The following is a 15727-nucleotide window of genomic DNA, read 5'->3' as shown; positions in this document are numbered from 1 at the left end:
CCGGGGCAAGCCCGCCTTGCTCCGGTCCCCTCTCCGATGACGTGGGATTGCCGCCATGAACGATCAGGTAATCATGCAGGACATCTGTTTTATTCGGGCGGTTCCGGATAGACCCGTCTATTACTACTGCGCCGCCGCGCCGAGCGTGCAGGTCGCCGAGGGCAATCGGCCCGACGTTCAACTGCAAATTTTCAGAAACCTCAACCAACCGGACGATCTCTACTACGCCACGTTGTCGCTGCAGACTCAGCTGGCCAGTACGCCCGCGGCGGCGCAGCGCGCCGCCAACGCCAGCCCGGACATCCCGCGCGATGCGATCTTATTGCCGCTGCAGGCGATCGCCTGCAGCGCGACGCTGAATATTCCCGGTCTGATCCCCGGGCAGACCAACAAAACCTCGCTGAGCGACCAGCAATACTGTTATCTGTCCGCCAAATTGAACGACGACGATGACATCCTGCTGCTGGCAAGCCTGATGCGCACACCGGCCTCGACGCCGATCGCCGTCAGTTACAAAATCGACTATCTGCAGCAGCTGCCGCCGGCCACCTTCGAACTGGAAGCCAACTGGGACCAGGTGTATCGATATCTGCAGCGCGCTATCGGCTTTAACCTGCTGATTTTTTCCGTCGGCATCGAGCAGACCTCGGCCCAGTTGATCAGCGAAAAAATCGTCACCGTCAAGGTCAGGGATACCGATCCCGACGGCCATCTGGCGCAGGCCGCCGCCGAGCTGACGCAGATCCTCACCAGCCAGTTCTTCACGCCGGTTATCGCCAACGAACCGCAGCAGACCAGCCCCAAAGCCGGTTTCTATCTGCAACAGGTATCGATTGAGAACATCGACCAGCGCCGCCTCAGCGGCAAGATCAGCGAAACCACCGTCGTGCAGCGCTCGCTCTATCCGCAGGCCCTGTTCGCCCGGCTGGTCGCAGGCACGGACTATCAGGCCGACAGCGCGATCGTCAAACGCGACCTGCAGGATGACTTTTTCGCCTACCGCGAGGTACAAGTCAGCCTGCTGTCGGAGACGCTGGATGCCAATATCCTGCTGGTGACGGCACGGTTGCGCTATGGCTTAAACAGCCGCCAGCTGAAATTTACCCGCGACGATCTCGGCCCCAAACGCTTTAAGGAGCCCAGCCTGATCGACCCGAAAACGGGAAAAATGCTGTGGCCGGTCGAGTATGACTTCACCGTGTATTTCAACCAGTCGATAGGCGGCGTGACTTCGGTCAGCTCCGGCAGCCTGCAGACGGAGATGAGCGAGGTCTTTCTCGACATCGAGTCGCTCTATGGCCGTTATGATTTCGCGATCGAAGCGGCGCAGCAGTTCGACTGGCAGCGCTATCAATCCGTGCTGGTCACGCTGCGCTACCGCCACCGGCAACAGCCGAACAGCAGCGTGTCGCGCAGCTTCCAGCTTGACCCTGCCACCCCGCGGGCCCACTACCCGGTCATGCTGCCGGAGCCCGGCGAGTATCAGTTCGAGGTGCACAAAGCTTACAGCGCCGCCGTCAACTCGCCGCATCTCTCCGCCGATCTGCAAGAGCCGACCGGCCAGGACGTGTATCTGTTCTCCACCCTCTATCACCAGCGCGAGCTGACGCTGTCGGCCGACATGGACTGGCGCCAGGTGGAAATGGTCATCGTGTCCGCCAGCTACGCCTGCACGCCGACGGAGACCTTACAGCAGGTGTTTCAATTTACCGAATCCGACGCCGCCCCCCAACGTTTCAGCGCCGATCAGCTCGATCCGGCGCAGCTGACCGTCGATCTGGATATCTGGTTTACCTATCAGCCGGGCGCGGGCGGCGATCGGCCCGAAAACGTGCAGTGTTCGACCGACGCCAACGCGATTGACCTCGCCAACCTCAGTTAATAAGGAAACGCCATGTTATTACTCAGAGCCAAAACCGCCACCATCAACAACATCACCTTCTTCGCCGACGATTCAGACGAAAACCAGTTCTGGTATCTGCCCGGGGACATTCATATCGCGCAGAAGTCGGGCGAGCCGGTATTCTCGCTGATCAAATACACCGGCGACGCCAGCGACCCGCAAGGGGGTTACATCAACTTCGAGGTCAATACGGCGATCGACGAAGCGGTGCTCAACAGCGCCTTCAACGACTACCTGCGTAAACTGAAAGTTGATCCCAAAAACGCCCGCAAGGCCCAGGTGCCGTACGATAAAGGCACGGTGAACTTCTTCGTGCTCGACGCGGGCGCCACCAACGGCGAGCTGATCAGCGCCCCTTGCCCAAGCCTGTTCGGTAACAACAGCGCCATCTTCAGCGCCAAACTGACGCCGTCTCAGGCGGTGATCCTCGAGGCCGCATTCACCCAGGCCAAGGCGCCGGCCGCCGTCGCCTATAACCTCAGTTTCACCGGCATCACGCCGGCGCTGAAGGTCGAGGTCACCGCACAGTTCGAAAGCATCTACAAAGAGTTCGATCTGAAATTCGGCGCCAACATCCCCATCCCGGTGGAGACGCCCGCCAGTTTCTGGCTGGGCTTCGACAGCGTCATTAAAAAACTGCAGCAGGATCAGAAACTGGTGATCAAGGTCACCGAAAGCATGCCGGGCGACGAAGAGGCCAAAGAAAAAGAGTGGGCGCTGCAGTTCGTCAAGGAGGAGATCCTGAAAAGCTTCTTCAGCGCCACGCTCAAACCGAACGATGACAGCAACCCGCAGGCGAAATCCGCCAGTGACGCCATCCTGGACTCGCTGATCGCCAGCGACAAGAAAGAAGGCGAAGAAGCCGGCAAAGGCGGCCTGTTCCCCAGCGCTTCGCTGGAGATCAAGCTGGTGCGCATCGAAGAAACCAAGAGCCTGAACTTCAACTACACCTCGTCGAAAGCGCTTAGCCAGTCTGCGGTGCCGCAAAACTTTATCGGCAGCGATATCCTGCATGCCCAGAAGACCGCGCCTTACTTCATTCAGGTCAATGTCAACGATCCGTTCTTCCAACAGCTCGACCTGAGCGTATTGGGGCCGGACAGCTTCGAAGAGTACGGCATCAAGGCGGCCACGTTCAGCATCCGTTACAACGGCCAGGTTTACACCGGCGCGCCGTTCACCAACGATGACGGCACCTGGACCAAGCGCATCGCCCGCAGCAGCGACAAGAACGAGCTGTTCCAAATCACCAGCGAATTCGCCTTCAAGTCCGCCGCCGCCTCCGGCTGGGAAGGCAGCAGCAGCTACCAACCGCAATCCAGATCGGCCTCGACCCTGCTGAATATGGATCCCGGCTCTGTACTGACGTTCAACGAAATCAGCATTTTCCTCGATCGCACGTTCTCGTGGGACAACTGTAATCAGGTGCTGGTAGAGCTGAGTTATCAGGATGACAAAGGCAGCCGCAAGAGCAAGAAATACCCCTTCACCTACGATAAGCACGATAGCCAAACCTTCAAGTACCGTTGCCTGACGGAGAAACCCTGGACGATCGCTTACAAGCTCATTTACTTCCTGGTCGGGGGCGAAACCGTCGAACGCGAAGGCAGCGAGAACCCGCCGGCCATCGTCATCTCCAATCTGGTTTAGGTGAACGCCATGGCCGAACGCAACGCCGTGTTACCTGCGACATGGAACGCCCTGGTCAGCGCTTTGTGCAAGGAAGCCCCTTACCTTGAAACCACGCTGGCCCCTGACATCGCACGCTTCGGCCAGGCGAAGATGGCGTCCGGTTTTTTATCCGCCGCGTTTACCTCCAGCCTGCTCGGTTATAACGGCAGCCCGCTGGAGTTCACCGTCTCGTCAGCCAGGCCGCGGGCGATTTCCTGCACGTTGGATCCTTTTTTGCCGCGTTATGCGGAACAGCGCGGCACCGAGGCATTTGCGCAGCGCTGTCAGGAGATCGTCGCCGCGCCGCTCGCCGATCCCGCTCGGCGGCTGGCCGCCGTACAGCGCGACGGCCAGCCGCTGCGTTTCGGCTCCTGGCTGGGGCGCAAATACACGCCGGATGGGGTTAAGACCAAGGTGTACTCCGAAATCCCTGCCGGCGCAGCCGATCTGCCCGGCGATTTGCAAGGGCCGCTAACCGCCGAGGCCTGCCGCGCGGCGGGGCTGACGTTACTGATGGTCGGTTATTACCCGGAGCAAGCCGACTCGCCGCAGGAATACTATTACCAGTGGCACAGAGCGCGGATAACGCATGACGATATCCGCACCGTCATGCGCCTTTTCTCCAGCGAAAACGAATTCTGCGCGCTGTTTCCGCTGTTGGATCGCGCGCTGGGGCAAACCTCTGCCCAGCGGGGCTTTCCCGCGACCACCTACGGATTCAGCCTGGCGTATGCGCCGAACGGCCACCTGGAAAACGTCACGCTGTTCACCATGGCGGCCAGCTTCTTTGGCGATAACCGCCGCGTCTACGACGGCGTCAGCGCCTTGTTGGCCTCTGGCGACCAAACGCTGCCGTTGCTGCACCGGGCGGTGGCCGAACGGATCCCGCTGCAGTATAACGTCGTCGGTTTCTCCAGCGACCGGCTCGGCAACGAAAGCATCAGCTGCACTTTCAGCCCGCAAAACACCCATTTCGAGACCGTGCCCACTACCTTGCCCCCGCCTGCGGGCGTCACGCCGTGGCGATTGGCGGATCTGCTCGCGCAGCAATCCGCCAGCGGCGCTTTTCCGGCGCAGGTCAGAACGCCGGACGGCCGTTGGCACCGGGATGAAAACGCGTTTGTCACCGCTCAGGTATTACGCACGCTGGACTACACCGCCCAGACCGCGCCGCATATCGAGAAGGCGCTCGATTTTCTGCTTGAGTGCGAAACGCGGCCCCATCATTTCAGCTTTTGGCCTGCTGCGGCGCACCCCGGCTGGATGGCGGGCCAGCGGATCGATGCTGACATCGACGACACCGCCATCATCACCGAGTTGCTGTACCGATTTGGACGCCGCTCATTAGCGCACGCGCGACAAACGCTGGCGCACATGCAGGCCTACCAGGTACAGCGCGTCGAACGGCGGTTAACGACGACGCAGCACCAATGGGCGGAATGTTATGCCTTTCACAGCTGGATGAAAGACGATGGCGATATCACCCAGCTGGACTGCTGCGTCAATACCAACGCGCTGATTTTGATCCATATGCTCAACGCCAGGCACGGCGGCCTTCCGCCGGCCTACCCGCGCATTATTCGCATGCTCAATCAGGCGATGCGCTGGAGCGGCGGCGATTACGATCGGCTCAATGCGTTAACGCCCTACTATGCCCATCCGCATGAGTGGCTCACCGCCCTGGAGTACGCCCAGCGGCAAGGGGTGCCGCAGCTGTCGCCGGCGATCGAGGCGTTGGCGGTTTGGCGGATGCCGCCGGCCAACGCGGAAACCCCGCTCTATCGCCGCCACGACGGTCATTTTCTTTGGACTTCCGCCTGCCTGAACCAGTTCAGACATCTGGCACGCCTTTCTTACCAAGAGGAACGCTATGAATATCTTTCTCAATGATCTGGTGACGCTGAACAAAGTCATTTTGGACAACGCGCGCGAACAGTTTCCCGACGCCGAATCTCCCCGCCTGCGTTACCGCGCAGCGCCCGCGCCACTGGCCAACGAATTGCAGGCCGATGTCTGCACCGAAATCGTCTCGGGAGAGACGCGCTATCGCATCGCCACCAGCAGCGACGGCAGCCATTGGCACATGATGGTAGATTTCGCGCTCAGCCGCCCGGTCGCACAGGTGCCTTACGTGGTTCTGACCTTCAGCACGTTCGGCAAGGTCGAAGAAATGATTTTCGAACAGGTGTTGCTGGACGCGCCGCCAACCCGCTACCGCGCGCAACTCGATCTGGATCGTCTGGAACAGCGTGACGCGCTGCTGCGCGCGCTGTCGGATTATGACTCGCAAACCACGCTGGTGGTCGCCATCGTCACCGATAACGGGCTGCTCAACACCATCACTTCGCCGAAAGTCTTCTACTTCGCCGAGAACTACTACCCCTATATCTATCAGGGCATCTTGCCGCCGCCGCCGACTCTGCAACTGATCCTGACTCCGCTGGCCTTCGGGCAAGTGTGGTACAACTATTACCAGGACTATGTGCGAAAAAACTATCTTTACTACCTGCCGGATAGCTTCCTGTTGGCAACCAACGCCGCCGAGGACGACAAACCGATGCTGTCGATCTCGTTTACGGCGGCGCCGAACGCGACCTCACTCAACGATGTAGAGGTGACCTTCGACTATTTCCTGTCACCAAAAGTCAATCAAGCGCGCATCAGCGACGCCACCGCCCAGTTCACGCAAATGGAGCCGGGCGGCAAACTGGCGCCGTTCGCCAACGCCGATACTCTGACGCTGCTATTGAGCCTGCCGGACGGCAAGACGGAGGAGAAAAACGCGCTGATCAACCTGCAAAGCGGCATCGTGGATTCATTTACGCTGCCCGCCAGCCAGTTCGGCCTGATCTGGGATGCTCTGTTTGATCGGTCACCGCAAAACCCGCTGCTCAAAGGCTACCTGTCCGTGCAGTTCACCGGCTTTAATCCGGACAATCTGCTGGTGATGCTGGCGCTGGACGCCAAATACCAGAACAGGTTGCCGGATTTCATCAAGCAATCCGCCCCGGCCGACATCAATAAAACCGTTGAGTTTCGCAGCGACAGCGGCGCCTACGATCCCACCGGGCCGCGGCCGATCAAACGCATGCTGGTCAGCATCGACAACCAGACCATTGAGCTGGATAAAGAACACCCTTCGCAATCGGTCAACGTAAAGATTTCCGTATTGGAACTGATCCTTCATCCGGACAAAAAGCTGGTCTACCGCTACGATTTGCAGGTTATTTATGTCGACGGCGGCAAAAAATTCTACAGCGATCTGACATCAAGCTTCGAGATCATTTACGTTCCCTGAAGGGAAAGAGAGTGGCGGCGCGCCAGGCGGGCTGGATACCGCCCGGCGCGCCGGAAGAGAGGGTCAGCGCTTTTTCTTCTTGTTGAAATCCAGCTCGAAAGCGAATACCGCGCTCTGGATTTTGCGCTCCATCGCCAGCCCCAACTTGAGGAAGCGGCATGACAGGCGCGAGAAGCGTACCACCTGGTCGTTGTCGTCAGTTTCCTGATCGTCGTTGACCACCACCAGCTCCATGTTGACCTTGAAGCTGCCGTAGCTGCCCAGATCCAGCTCCGCTTTTTTGAGCTGCAGGCCAGGCTGGAAGAAATCCGGCAGCGGGCCGTCGAAACGCAAACCGACGCCGCCGGCGGAGAGATCGTGGATCCGCAGCTCATAAGGCGTGCCGTCCGGGTACTCGCCGGTGCAGAAGAATTGGCGCCAGTGCGGCGTAGTGATGCGGAATTGGCGGCGGCGCTGGATATAGACCAGCTCCTGCGGCAGCCGGGTCGAACAGGCCTGTACGCCCTGATGTTCGGTCAGCTCCGCCTGGCCGACGGAAAACTCGATCTTGGCGTCGTTGCTTTCAATCACGATGGTGCAGGCGCCGTCGATGGCGCTTTCCGCTTCCTCACCGCTAAACACGATATTGTCCGGCCCGACGCTCAATAACAGACTTTGAAACCGGTGCTGCTGATTTTCTACGCGCAGCGGCGTGCGTTGTTTGCAAATTTCACGCAGAATCGCCAGAACTTCAAAACGCTCCCGTTTGATAAACAGTCCGTTATCGCTGTGCTCCACACGTCTCTCCTGACTTTTTTTCTAATGACGTCTTACGTATTCCTTACGGTTATCATCTCTGGGAATATTCCTAAAGTCAAATTTGCCAGCGTTGCCAGGCCTGCGGCAACAGGCGCGCGAAACGTTTCGCCCATGCCTGTTGCCCCGGTTCATCGGCGATCAGATCCTGGCGAATTTCGATGCCGACATAAGGTAAGCCGCGGCGCTCCGCATGCACCGGCAAGGTGTAATCGGTGGCGTCCGTCATCGCATAGGGTTGGTTTATGCCCACCTGCAGATCCCCTTCTTCGCGCAGCAGTTCGGCCAGCAGATGCGCGAATTCCGGGTAGCGGTTAAACAGCAGCCCTACCTGCCAGGGGCGCGACTCGCCCTTGAACACCGGCGTGAAGCTGTGCATGGCGATGACCGCCGTCGGCAGTTCGCGCAGCCGGCGCTGCCCCAGATGATCGTCGATGGCGCGGTGATACGGCAGAAACACCTCGCGCTCACGCGCCAGCGCGTGCTCGGCGTCGATGCCGATGTTGCCGGGGATCGGCGTCAGTTCAGACAAATGCGGGATCGAGCTGGCGATGCCGGGCGCCCGGTTGCAGTCGATCACCAAACGTGAGTAACGCTGATGAATCAGCGTAGCGTCCAGCTGGCGGCTCAGGTGGCGCGACACGCTCAGCGCGCCGATATCCCAGCCGATATGGCGCTCGATCTCCCCCGGCGGCAAACCGAGATCGCCGAGAGATTGCGGTATCGCCTTGCCGGCGTGATCGCACAGCAGTAAAAAAGGCGCGCCGCCGCGCGGGGTTTCAATGGCGACGGCGGGCGGTTCATCGGCGGACAATAGCGACGGGATAAACGAGTGAGGCATGCAGGGCTCCGGCGGTAGAAAGCAAAACGTTTATCGTAGCGCTATCCCGTCGCCGGCCCCAAGGTCGTGCTTAGATCAAAAAGGCATGAGTCAGACGCCGATCATGCCGTCTCGGCTTCCTGCGGCTGATGCACCGCAATGTAACGTTGATAACGCGACGGCTTGAGCCGCGAGGTATCCACCAGCACCAGCCCGTCGATGCAGTTGTTGAAGGCCGGATCGGTGCCAAAGTCGATAAACTGCACCCCGCCAGGCTCGCACAGTTCGGTGTACTGTTTGTACAGCGTCGGGATCGAACAGCCGATGTTGCTGAGCAGGCTCTTCAGCCGCACCAGATCTTCCTGGTAGTTATCCCCGGCAAACTGCGCCAGCACCTGCGGCAGCGAGGCCGGATAAGGGCGACGCGACTGGGCGAAGGCGTGATCCGGCGAGAAATAGAGCCGATAAAAGGCGATCAGCAGATCGCGCGCCGCCAGCGGCATGCCGCCGGAGATAGACACCGGCCCGAACAGATAGCGGTACTGCGGGTATTTCGACAGATAGGCGCCGATGCCCAGCCACAAATAGTCCAGCCCGCGCTTGCCCCAATAGGCCGGCTGGATGAAGCTGCGCCCCAGTTCAATGCCCTGCGCCAGGATCGGTTCCATATCTCGGTCGTAATGGAACAGGCTGTTGCTGTAGATGCTTTCCAGTCCCTTGCGCGCGATTTGTTCGGCGGTGGGGATAAAGCGATAGGCGCCGACGATCTCCAGCTCTTCCTCATCCCACAGCACCAGGTGGTAGTAATCGTCATCGTAGCTGTCCAGATCGCGACGGCGGCCGGAACCTTCCCCCACCGCGCGGAAAGCGATCTCACGCAGACGCCCCAGCTCCCGCAGGATCGGCGTGCGCGCTTCATCATGGCGGCGATAGAGGTAGATGGTTTTACCGTCTGGCGTCACCCCCAGCCGTTCGCAGTTCGCCAGCGCCTTTTTCAGCTCCAGACGATCTTCCGGCAGCGCAATCGGCGATTCGCTGGCGAACAACCCCGGCTTGCCCTGGCCCAAACGGTACACATGGCGGCGAAAGCGCTCCGCCAGATCCTTGGCGCTGGTGTGGCCGTCGTGCCAGTTGGCGAACGGCACGCGGCCGCCGATGCGGATCCGGATGCGCCCGCCGCGCTGCTGGAACATTTCGCGCACCAGCAGCAGCGTCGACAGCGGCCGGTAGACCAGCGAAGTAAAGTAGAACAGGTTGCTGTTGCGCGCACTGATATGAATCGGCACGATCGGCGCGCGCGCCTTGGCGGCCAGACGCAGAAAACCGGTATGCCAGTGGCCGTCGCGGATGCCTTTCGGGCTCATGCGCGACACTTCACCGGCCGGGAACAGGATCAGCGCGCCCTGATTGTCCAACTGCTGCTGCATGCCTTCAATCTGTTTGCGGCTGGTTTTATAGGCGACGTTATCCACCGGCACGAACAGGTTGCGCAGCGGTTCGATATAGGTCAGCAGCTGGCTGGCCACCACCTTCACATCCGGGCGCACCGCCGCAACGGCGCGCAGCAGCACCAGGCCGTCGAGCGAGCCGATCGGATGGTTGGCCACGAGCACCACCGGCCCCTGGCTCGGGATGTTTTCCAGATCGCCGTCCACCAGCTCGCAGCTGAGGTTGAAGTAGTCCACCACCTGCTCGATCAGATCCAATCCTTTCAGGTGGGGATAGTCGGCGGCGAACTGTTTGAATTCTTTTTCGAAGAGTAAGGTTCTTAGCAGGCTGCGCTGCCAGGCAGGGGTATTGCGGTGTGGAAATGCATCTTGCAACAAAGAATCCAGGCTGAACATCGCGTTATCTCCTGACGTAGTCGCTGCAAACTTAAGCCAGAGCCGTGACCCTGACATGTCAGTTACATGACAATAAAATGAATCCATCGACTATCAGGTATAGCAAAGTAATGGCGATTTGGGAGCGAAAGACGCATTTTCGCCCCCGTTTGCCTTCACATTGGCGCCAGCAGCGCTTCGATGCGGCGGTTCACCGCTTCGCGCAGGCGCAGCAGCGGCCCCGCCTGATGCGGATAACGCTTGAAGGTGATGCGCATGCCCAGCTCGCGTTCGATCAGCGCCTCCACCGCCGCCCGATCGCTCAAACTCTCCAACAGCTGCAGCGCGCGCATGTCCTGCAGCCCCTGATGCAGCACCCGCAGGCGCAGCGACTCCACCGGCTGCAGATCGTCGCCCGGATACACCACGAACGGGTCGCCGGAAGGAAACGCGTGGCCGCTGTCGGTCACCGCGTACGGATTGATGCGCTCGCGCGAATGGGCGCTGTTATAGAAGTTGAATCCCCAGTGCAGGAAGCCGGCGATGCGGTACAGATACAGCTGCACGCCCAATATGCGGTTGCGCGCCGAAGGCTGAGCGAAGAAGCGATTGGCGACCTCGGTCTTCTGCACGCAGCAATAATAGGCCCACAGCCCGGGCACCCGGTGTTCGATAAAGGGTTCGATATGGTCGGTCGCCGCCACTGGGGTCTCCACCAGGCCTTGCTGATAGAACGCGAAATCCGACAGCGCGTCGAAGGTGCGGAAACCGCCCAGCAACGGCCGCAGCGCGGCGCTGGCACGCTGGTAGGCCGCCAGGTTGTCCAGCGTCGGCTCATCGGAAATGTGGAACCACACCTGCCGTTCCAGCCCCCGTTCGCGAAACCAGGCGGTCAACGCCGGCAGCAGCGCGTGCAGGAAACGCTGATACGCTTCGCCCTGCGCATCGGTGTGCCAGCCGAACAGCGGCAGCGTCTCGCCCTGATCTTCTACCACTATCTTCGGCGCATGCGCCGCGCCCCATTGGGTAAACAGCGGCGCGATCTCGAAATGCTCGATGCCCTCTTCCTGTGCCAGCGCCACCCACTGCGCCAGACGGCTGAAATCGAAGCCGTACCCCTGCACCGAACGCGTCACTTTCACCAGCTGCACCGTGGTGCGTTCACCGCCGACGGCGGTATCCAGCGGCGGCGTAAACAGCGGCGTCAGCAGCATATTGACGCCGGCCTGCACCGCACAGCGCACAAAGTTGCGCACCGCGCGCCAGTACGCCGGGCTGAACACCGCCAGACGGTAGTAATCCGCCAGACAGTCGGTGTGCAGCCACTCGGTATGCAACAGGGTTTGCGGCGGCAACGCCGCCGGCACCAAGTGCAGCGTCAGTGCGGCTTCGGCCAGTGTCTCGCCGCTTTGCGCATCCAGCAGGCGCAGGGTCAACGGGACATCGCCGGCCAGTGTCATGGCGGCCGGCGGCGTCAGGGTGAGCCATAAGCTGCCGTAATAACCGCAGGCGGCGAAAAAACGCCGTTGCGGCAGCGGCATCAGCGGATCGGGAAATAATCCCGGTTCGGTGGTCAGGTAATTTTCATCGCTCTCGCGATAACAGGGAAATCCGCTCGGCACCGATCGCACCTGACGCACGCTGATATAATCCGCCAGCGGCCCGTCAAGTTGATAACACAGCTCATGGCGGGTCTCGTTACCGGGCGTTTGCAAACAGTATACCGCCTGCCAGGAAAGCACCTCGTTATTCAGCCCGCTCAGCCGATTTTCTACGGAAATGGATGGCATGCTGCGGCGATGAAATACTTTTTCCAGACTATGGGTAAATACCAGAGACAGGCGCATAATAATCAGCCCTCTTTATTTCTCATGAATAATCGGTGTAAAAATCAGGCTAGCGCCTTTTATCGCCACAAACAATAGCCAGTAATAAAAAACGTTCCAGCCCTCTCTTCTGACGGCGGCGGGAAGATTTTTTTGTTTATTTGCATCACAAAAATGAAAGAAGCTGGAGCTTGCACAATAAAAATGTTTTTAATCCCCATTGTGGTGCAAGGGTTATCAGTTATTCCTATGCCTGCGAAGACCGCTAAATGCCGCACTACCGGGGAAAAAACCCGCCATAAGGTTAATGAAATGTGAACGGTTCGACCTTTCACTTAGGCGTAAAAGCCTTTCGATTTTAACAACAATGAAACATACATGCCCCATTTTTGGGCGTTCGGGGGTGTATTGACACATTGAAAGTTAAGGGATAGAAAGAATTTACGTTGCGAAAAACGTTATTCGTCGCTCACCGAGGGGAAAGCAATGTCACCGATAAAAAATACCGGCCGCCTGCTGGCGCACTCCATTCTTGCCAGCGCATTATTATTACCCACCCTGCTCCATGCAGCAGATAAAATAACATTACGCTATGCCGTTTGGGACAGGAATCAATTACCCGCCGAACAGGAGATCGCCAAGCGATTTGAACAGGCCAACCCGGATATAAAAATAGAAATAGAATTAACCCCTTCGGCGCAATATTTCGTTAAATTAGATTCCGCTGCCGCCGGCGGCGTAGCGCCGGATATATTCTGGATTAATATGCCTTATTTTGTGCAGTACGCCAAAAACGGCATTATGGAGCCGCTGGCGCCTTATATTAAGGAGAGCGGCCTTAAGCTGGACGACGTGGTCGCCAGCTCGGTGAAAGCCTACCAGTACGACGGTCAACAGATGGCCATCCCGCGCGACGTCGATTCCATCGCCGTGTGGTACAACAAAAAACTGTTCGATCAGGCCGGCGTCAGCTACCCCACCAGCGACTGGAGCTGGGACGATCTGAAGAGCAAGGCCACCGCCCTGAAAAACGGGTTGAAAGGCGCCGCCTTCCCGCTGGTGATGGACCTCAGCATCGACGGCCAGGACAGCTACATGAACCTGCTGTTCCAAAACGGCAATCACATCGTGCCCAAGGACGGCCAGCCTACCGACATCGCCAACGACAAGTCCATCTGGGTCTATCAGCAGCTGCAGGGCATGATGAAAGACGGCCTGATGCCGAGCGCCCAGCAGATGAGCGAAGTCAAAACCGAGAACATCTTCCAGTCCAACCGCGCCGCGATGGTCTATGCCGGCTCCTGGCTGGCGGCGCCGTTCGCCAATAACCCGCTGATCAACGATCACATCGGCGTGGTGATGATGCCAAAAATTGAACGTCAGTCCGGCGTGGCACACAGCCTGGCCTTCGCCATGTCGGCCAAAAGCGCCCACAAACAGGCCGCCTGGAAATATATCGCCTTCATGAGCAGCGAAGCCTCGCAGGCGGAGCTGGCCAAGGTGGTGATCCCGGCCAACAAGACGGCGGCCAAAGTTTGGGCGCAGCAGATCCAAAAGGTCGACGTCACGCCTTACATCCAGACCCTGGAAGTGACCCAGGCTTATCCCACCGCCGGCACCAATACGCCGAAATGGCAGAACATGTGGATCGCCAGCCTGAAGAAGATCTTTATGGGCGCGGACGCCAAACAGGAAATGGACAAATCGGTCAAGAAGATCGCGCGCGTCATGGAGCAGTAATCGCCCCGCCGCGGCGCGCTGCCCCGAGCGCGCGCTGCGGTGGAACCCTGCTGAAAGTCATAGGTGAGGAATGGCAACATGTCGCTGGCAGAAACGGCTACGGTCACCCCGAAACCATCCCGGCGCACCGCCCGCCCCGCGCTCAATCGGCTCGAACGTGCCGAACGCTTCTGGGGCTGGGTGATGATCCTGCCGCTGCTGATGGGGGTGACGGTGTTTTACCTGATCCCCTTTTTGCAAAACATCTTTTACAGCTTTACCGATCTCAACCAATTCATGCGCTGGAGCAGCATCAGCGTCGATAACTATCTCAACCTGTTCGAAGACGACGACTTTTACACCGCCGCCGCCAACACCCTGTTTTACGTGGTGGTCTGCGTGCCGATCAGCCTGAGTCTGTCGCTGCTGCTGGCGATTGGCCTCAACCAGAATATCCGCGGCAAAGGCCTGCTGCGCACCCTGCTGTTCCTGCCGGCGGTCACCATGCCCGCAGCGGTGGCCATGGTGTGGCAATGGCTGTTCAACAAGGATTTCGGCCTGATCAACCAGGCGCTGAGCCTGTTGCACATCGCGCCGGTCGCCTGGCTGTCCGATCCGGACGTGGTGCGCATCAGCGTGTCCATCATCATCATCTGGTCGTCGCTGGCACTGAAGATCATCATTTTGCTGGCCGGGCTGCAAAGCATTCCGCGCCAGCTGTACGAAGCGGCGGATCTCGACGGTATCGGCACCCTGCGCCGCTTCTTCTGCATCACGCTGCCGATGATGGTGCCGACGCTGTTCTTCGTGTCGGTGATGAGCTTTATCGAGATCCTGCAAATCTTTGACGTGGTGTTCCTGATGTTCGACCGCGCACTGGTGGAGAACGACGTGATGACCGTCACCAACCTGTTCTACAAGTACGCGTTTTACCTGCAGGAAAAAGGTTACGCCTCCGCCATCACCGTGGTGCTGTTCGCCGTCACGCTGGTGATCACCCTGATTCAAATGGCGATCGGCAAGCGCCTGAAAGTCAGCTGAGGAGCTGCACATGAACGCAAGCAAGAAAACGCTGGTGTACCTGTTTATGGGGCTGGCGGCGCTGGCCTCGGTGGTGCCTTTTATCTGGATGCTGGTGACCTCGCTGAAAACCCAGGCCGAGAGCATTCAGATCCCGCTGACGCTACTGCCGGCGCATCCCAGCCTGCAGGCCTACGGTCGGGTGATGCACGAAATCCCGTTCGCCGGCTTTTATCTCAACTCGCTGCTGGCGACCTTCTTCACCGTCACCTTGCAGATGGCGATCGCCACCATGGCTGCCTACGGCTTCTCACGCCTGCATTTTCGCGGCCGGGATGCGGTGTTTCTGGTGTGCGTATCGGTCCTGATGGTGCCTGGTCAGGCGTTTCTGATCCCGCAATTCCTGGTGGTGCAGAAGCTGGGGTTGGTCAACAGCATCACCGGGTTGGTGCTGCCGGGCATTTTCAGCGTTTACGCCACCTTTCTGCTGCGCCAGTTCTTTCTGGCGGTGCCGAAGGAAATGGAAGAAGCGGCCTTGATCGACGGTTACAGCTACTTCGCCATCTTCTGGCGCATCATGCTGCCGCTGATCCGGCCGGGCATTATCGCCTGCATCATCATCAACGGCCTGTGGAGCTGGAACAACCTGATGTGGCCGCTGATCGTCAATACCACCACCGAGAAGCTGACGCTGCCGGTTGGGCTGGCCTCGCTCTCCAGCCGCGCCGGGGTGGAATATCCGTTGCTGATGGCCGGGGCGCTGATGGCGGTGATCCCGATGCTGATGCTGTTCATTATTTTCCAACGCTATTTCATCCAGGGCATCGCCAGCGCCGGGGTGAAAGGCTAACG

At 59.2% G+C, this 15727-nt stretch carries 11 protein-coding genes; 7 read left to right on the top strand and 4 right to left on the bottom strand.

The window, feature by feature from the left end; translation table 11 throughout:
* Positions 1–55 precede the first annotated feature (55 nt).
* The 4 genes from AAIE04_RS13745 to AAIE04_RS13730 are packed head-to-tail and all read left to right on the top strand — an operon-like array spanning position 56 to position 6872.
* On the top strand, positions 56–1882 hold the full coding sequence (locus AAIE04_RS13745) for a hypothetical protein (protein WP_498577133.1): 1827 nt from the start codon (positions 56–58) through the stop codon (positions 1880–1882).
* Between the two features lie 12 nt (positions 1883–1894).
* Entirely contained in the window at positions 1895–3553 is a 1659-nt protein-coding gene (locus AAIE04_RS13740; RefSeq protein ID WP_019452612.1) for a hypothetical protein, read from the top strand.
* 9 nt (positions 3554–3562) lie between these two features.
* The gene (locus tag AAIE04_RS13735; RefSeq protein ID WP_498577132.1) at positions 3563–5464 is read left to right on the top strand and encodes a hypothetical protein; all 1902 of its coding nucleotides are present in this window, start codon (positions 3563–3565) and stop codon (positions 5462–5464) included.
* A complete protein-coding gene (locus AAIE04_RS13730; protein ID WP_498577131.1) occupies positions 5445–6872 on the top strand; it encodes a hypothetical protein in 1428 nt (475 codons plus the stop codon). Before AAIE04_RS13735 ends, AAIE04_RS13730 begins: the two co-directional genes overlap by 20 nt.
* Positions 6873–6935: 63 nt before the next feature.
* On the opposite strand, the gene AAIE04_RS13725 is transcribed toward AAIE04_RS13730, so the two are convergent.
* The 4 genes from AAIE04_RS13725 to AAIE04_RS13710 form a co-directional block, all read right to left on the bottom strand.
* Positions 6936–7649: a flagellar brake protein gene (locus tag AAIE04_RS13725; protein WP_019452615.1), complete on the bottom strand. Its 714-nt coding sequence runs from the start codon at positions 7647–7649 to the stop codon at positions 6936–6938.
* Between the two features lie 76 nt (positions 7650–7725).
* The gene (locus AAIE04_RS13720; RefSeq protein WP_498577130.1) at positions 7726–8508 is read right to left on the bottom strand and encodes an N-formylglutamate amidohydrolase; all 783 of its coding nucleotides are present in this window, start codon (positions 8506–8508) and stop codon (positions 7726–7728) included.
* A gap of 101 nt (positions 8509–8609) precedes the next feature.
* Entirely contained in the window at positions 8610–10331 is a 1722-nt protein-coding gene (gene olsF, locus AAIE04_RS13715) for a bifunctional ornithine lipid synthase OlsF (protein WP_019452617.1), read from the bottom strand.
* A 155-nt stretch (positions 10332–10486) separates the two neighbouring features.
* Positions 10487–12157: a DUF4091 domain-containing protein gene (locus AAIE04_RS13710; RefSeq protein ID WP_498577129.1), complete on the bottom strand. Its 1671-nt coding sequence runs from the start codon at positions 12155–12157 to the stop codon at positions 10487–10489.
* A gap of 465 nt (positions 12158–12622) precedes the next feature.
* On the opposite strand from AAIE04_RS13710, the gene AAIE04_RS13705 reads away from it, so the two are divergent.
* The 3 genes from AAIE04_RS13705 (at position 12623) to AAIE04_RS13695 (ending at position 15725) form a co-directional block, all read left to right on the top strand.
* Positions 12623–13876, top strand: coding sequence for an ABC transporter substrate-binding protein (locus AAIE04_RS13705; protein ID WP_197667981.1), 1254 nt, complete (start codon positions 12623–12625; stop codon positions 13874–13876).
* 78 nt (positions 13877–13954) lie between these two features.
* Positions 13955–14896: a carbohydrate ABC transporter permease gene (locus AAIE04_RS13700; protein WP_498056176.1), complete on the top strand. Its 942-nt coding sequence runs from the start codon at positions 13955–13957 to the stop codon at positions 14894–14896.
* 10 nt (positions 14897–14906) lie between these two features.
* Positions 14907–15725: a carbohydrate ABC transporter permease gene (locus tag AAIE04_RS13695; protein WP_019452621.1), complete on the top strand. Its 819-nt coding sequence runs from the start codon at positions 14907–14909 to the stop codon at positions 15723–15725.
* The last annotated feature ends 2 nt before the right edge of the window (positions 15726–15727 follow it).

The sequence above is a fragment of the Serratia sp. Ae19-1 genome (genome assembly GCF_059801225.1).
Note: the sequence above shows the minus strand (reverse complement) of the source record. Positions and strands in the feature narration are given on the sequence as shown.

Coding starts and splice junctions, on each gene's coding strand:
- AAIE04_RS13730 (WP_498577131.1), top strand. CDS start 5,445: ATGAATATCTTTCTCAATGATCTGGTGACGCTGAACAAAGTCATTTTG.
- AAIE04_RS13740 (WP_019452612.1), top strand. CDS start 1,895: ATGTTATTACTCAGAGCCAAAACCGCCACCATCAACAACATCACCTTC.
- AAIE04_RS13720 (WP_498577130.1), bottom strand. CDS start 8,508: ATGCCTCACTCGTTTATCCCGTCGCTATTGTCCGCCGATGAACCGCCC.
- AAIE04_RS13700 (WP_498056176.1), top strand. CDS start 13,955: ATGTCGCTGGCAGAAACGGCTACGGTCACCCCGAAACCATCCCGGCGC.
- AAIE04_RS13745 (WP_498577133.1), top strand. CDS start 56: ATGAACGATCAGGTAATCATGCAGGACATCTGTTTTATTCGGGCGGTT.
- AAIE04_RS13705 (WP_197667981.1), top strand. CDS start 12,623: ATGTCACCGATAAAAAATACCGGCCGCCTGCTGGCGCACTCCATTCTT.
- AAIE04_RS13735 (WP_498577132.1), top strand. CDS start 3,563: ATGGCCGAACGCAACGCCGTGTTACCTGCGACATGGAACGCCCTGGTC.
- olsF (WP_019452617.1), bottom strand. CDS start 10,331: ATGTTCAGCCTGGATTCTTTGTTGCAAGATGCATTTCCACACCGCAAT.
- AAIE04_RS13710 (WP_498577129.1), bottom strand. CDS start 12,157: ATGCGCCTGTCTCTGGTATTTACCCATAGTCTGGAAAAAGTATTTCAT.
- AAIE04_RS13695 (WP_019452621.1), top strand. CDS start 14,907: ATGAACGCAAGCAAGAAAACGCTGGTGTACCTGTTTATGGGGCTGGCG.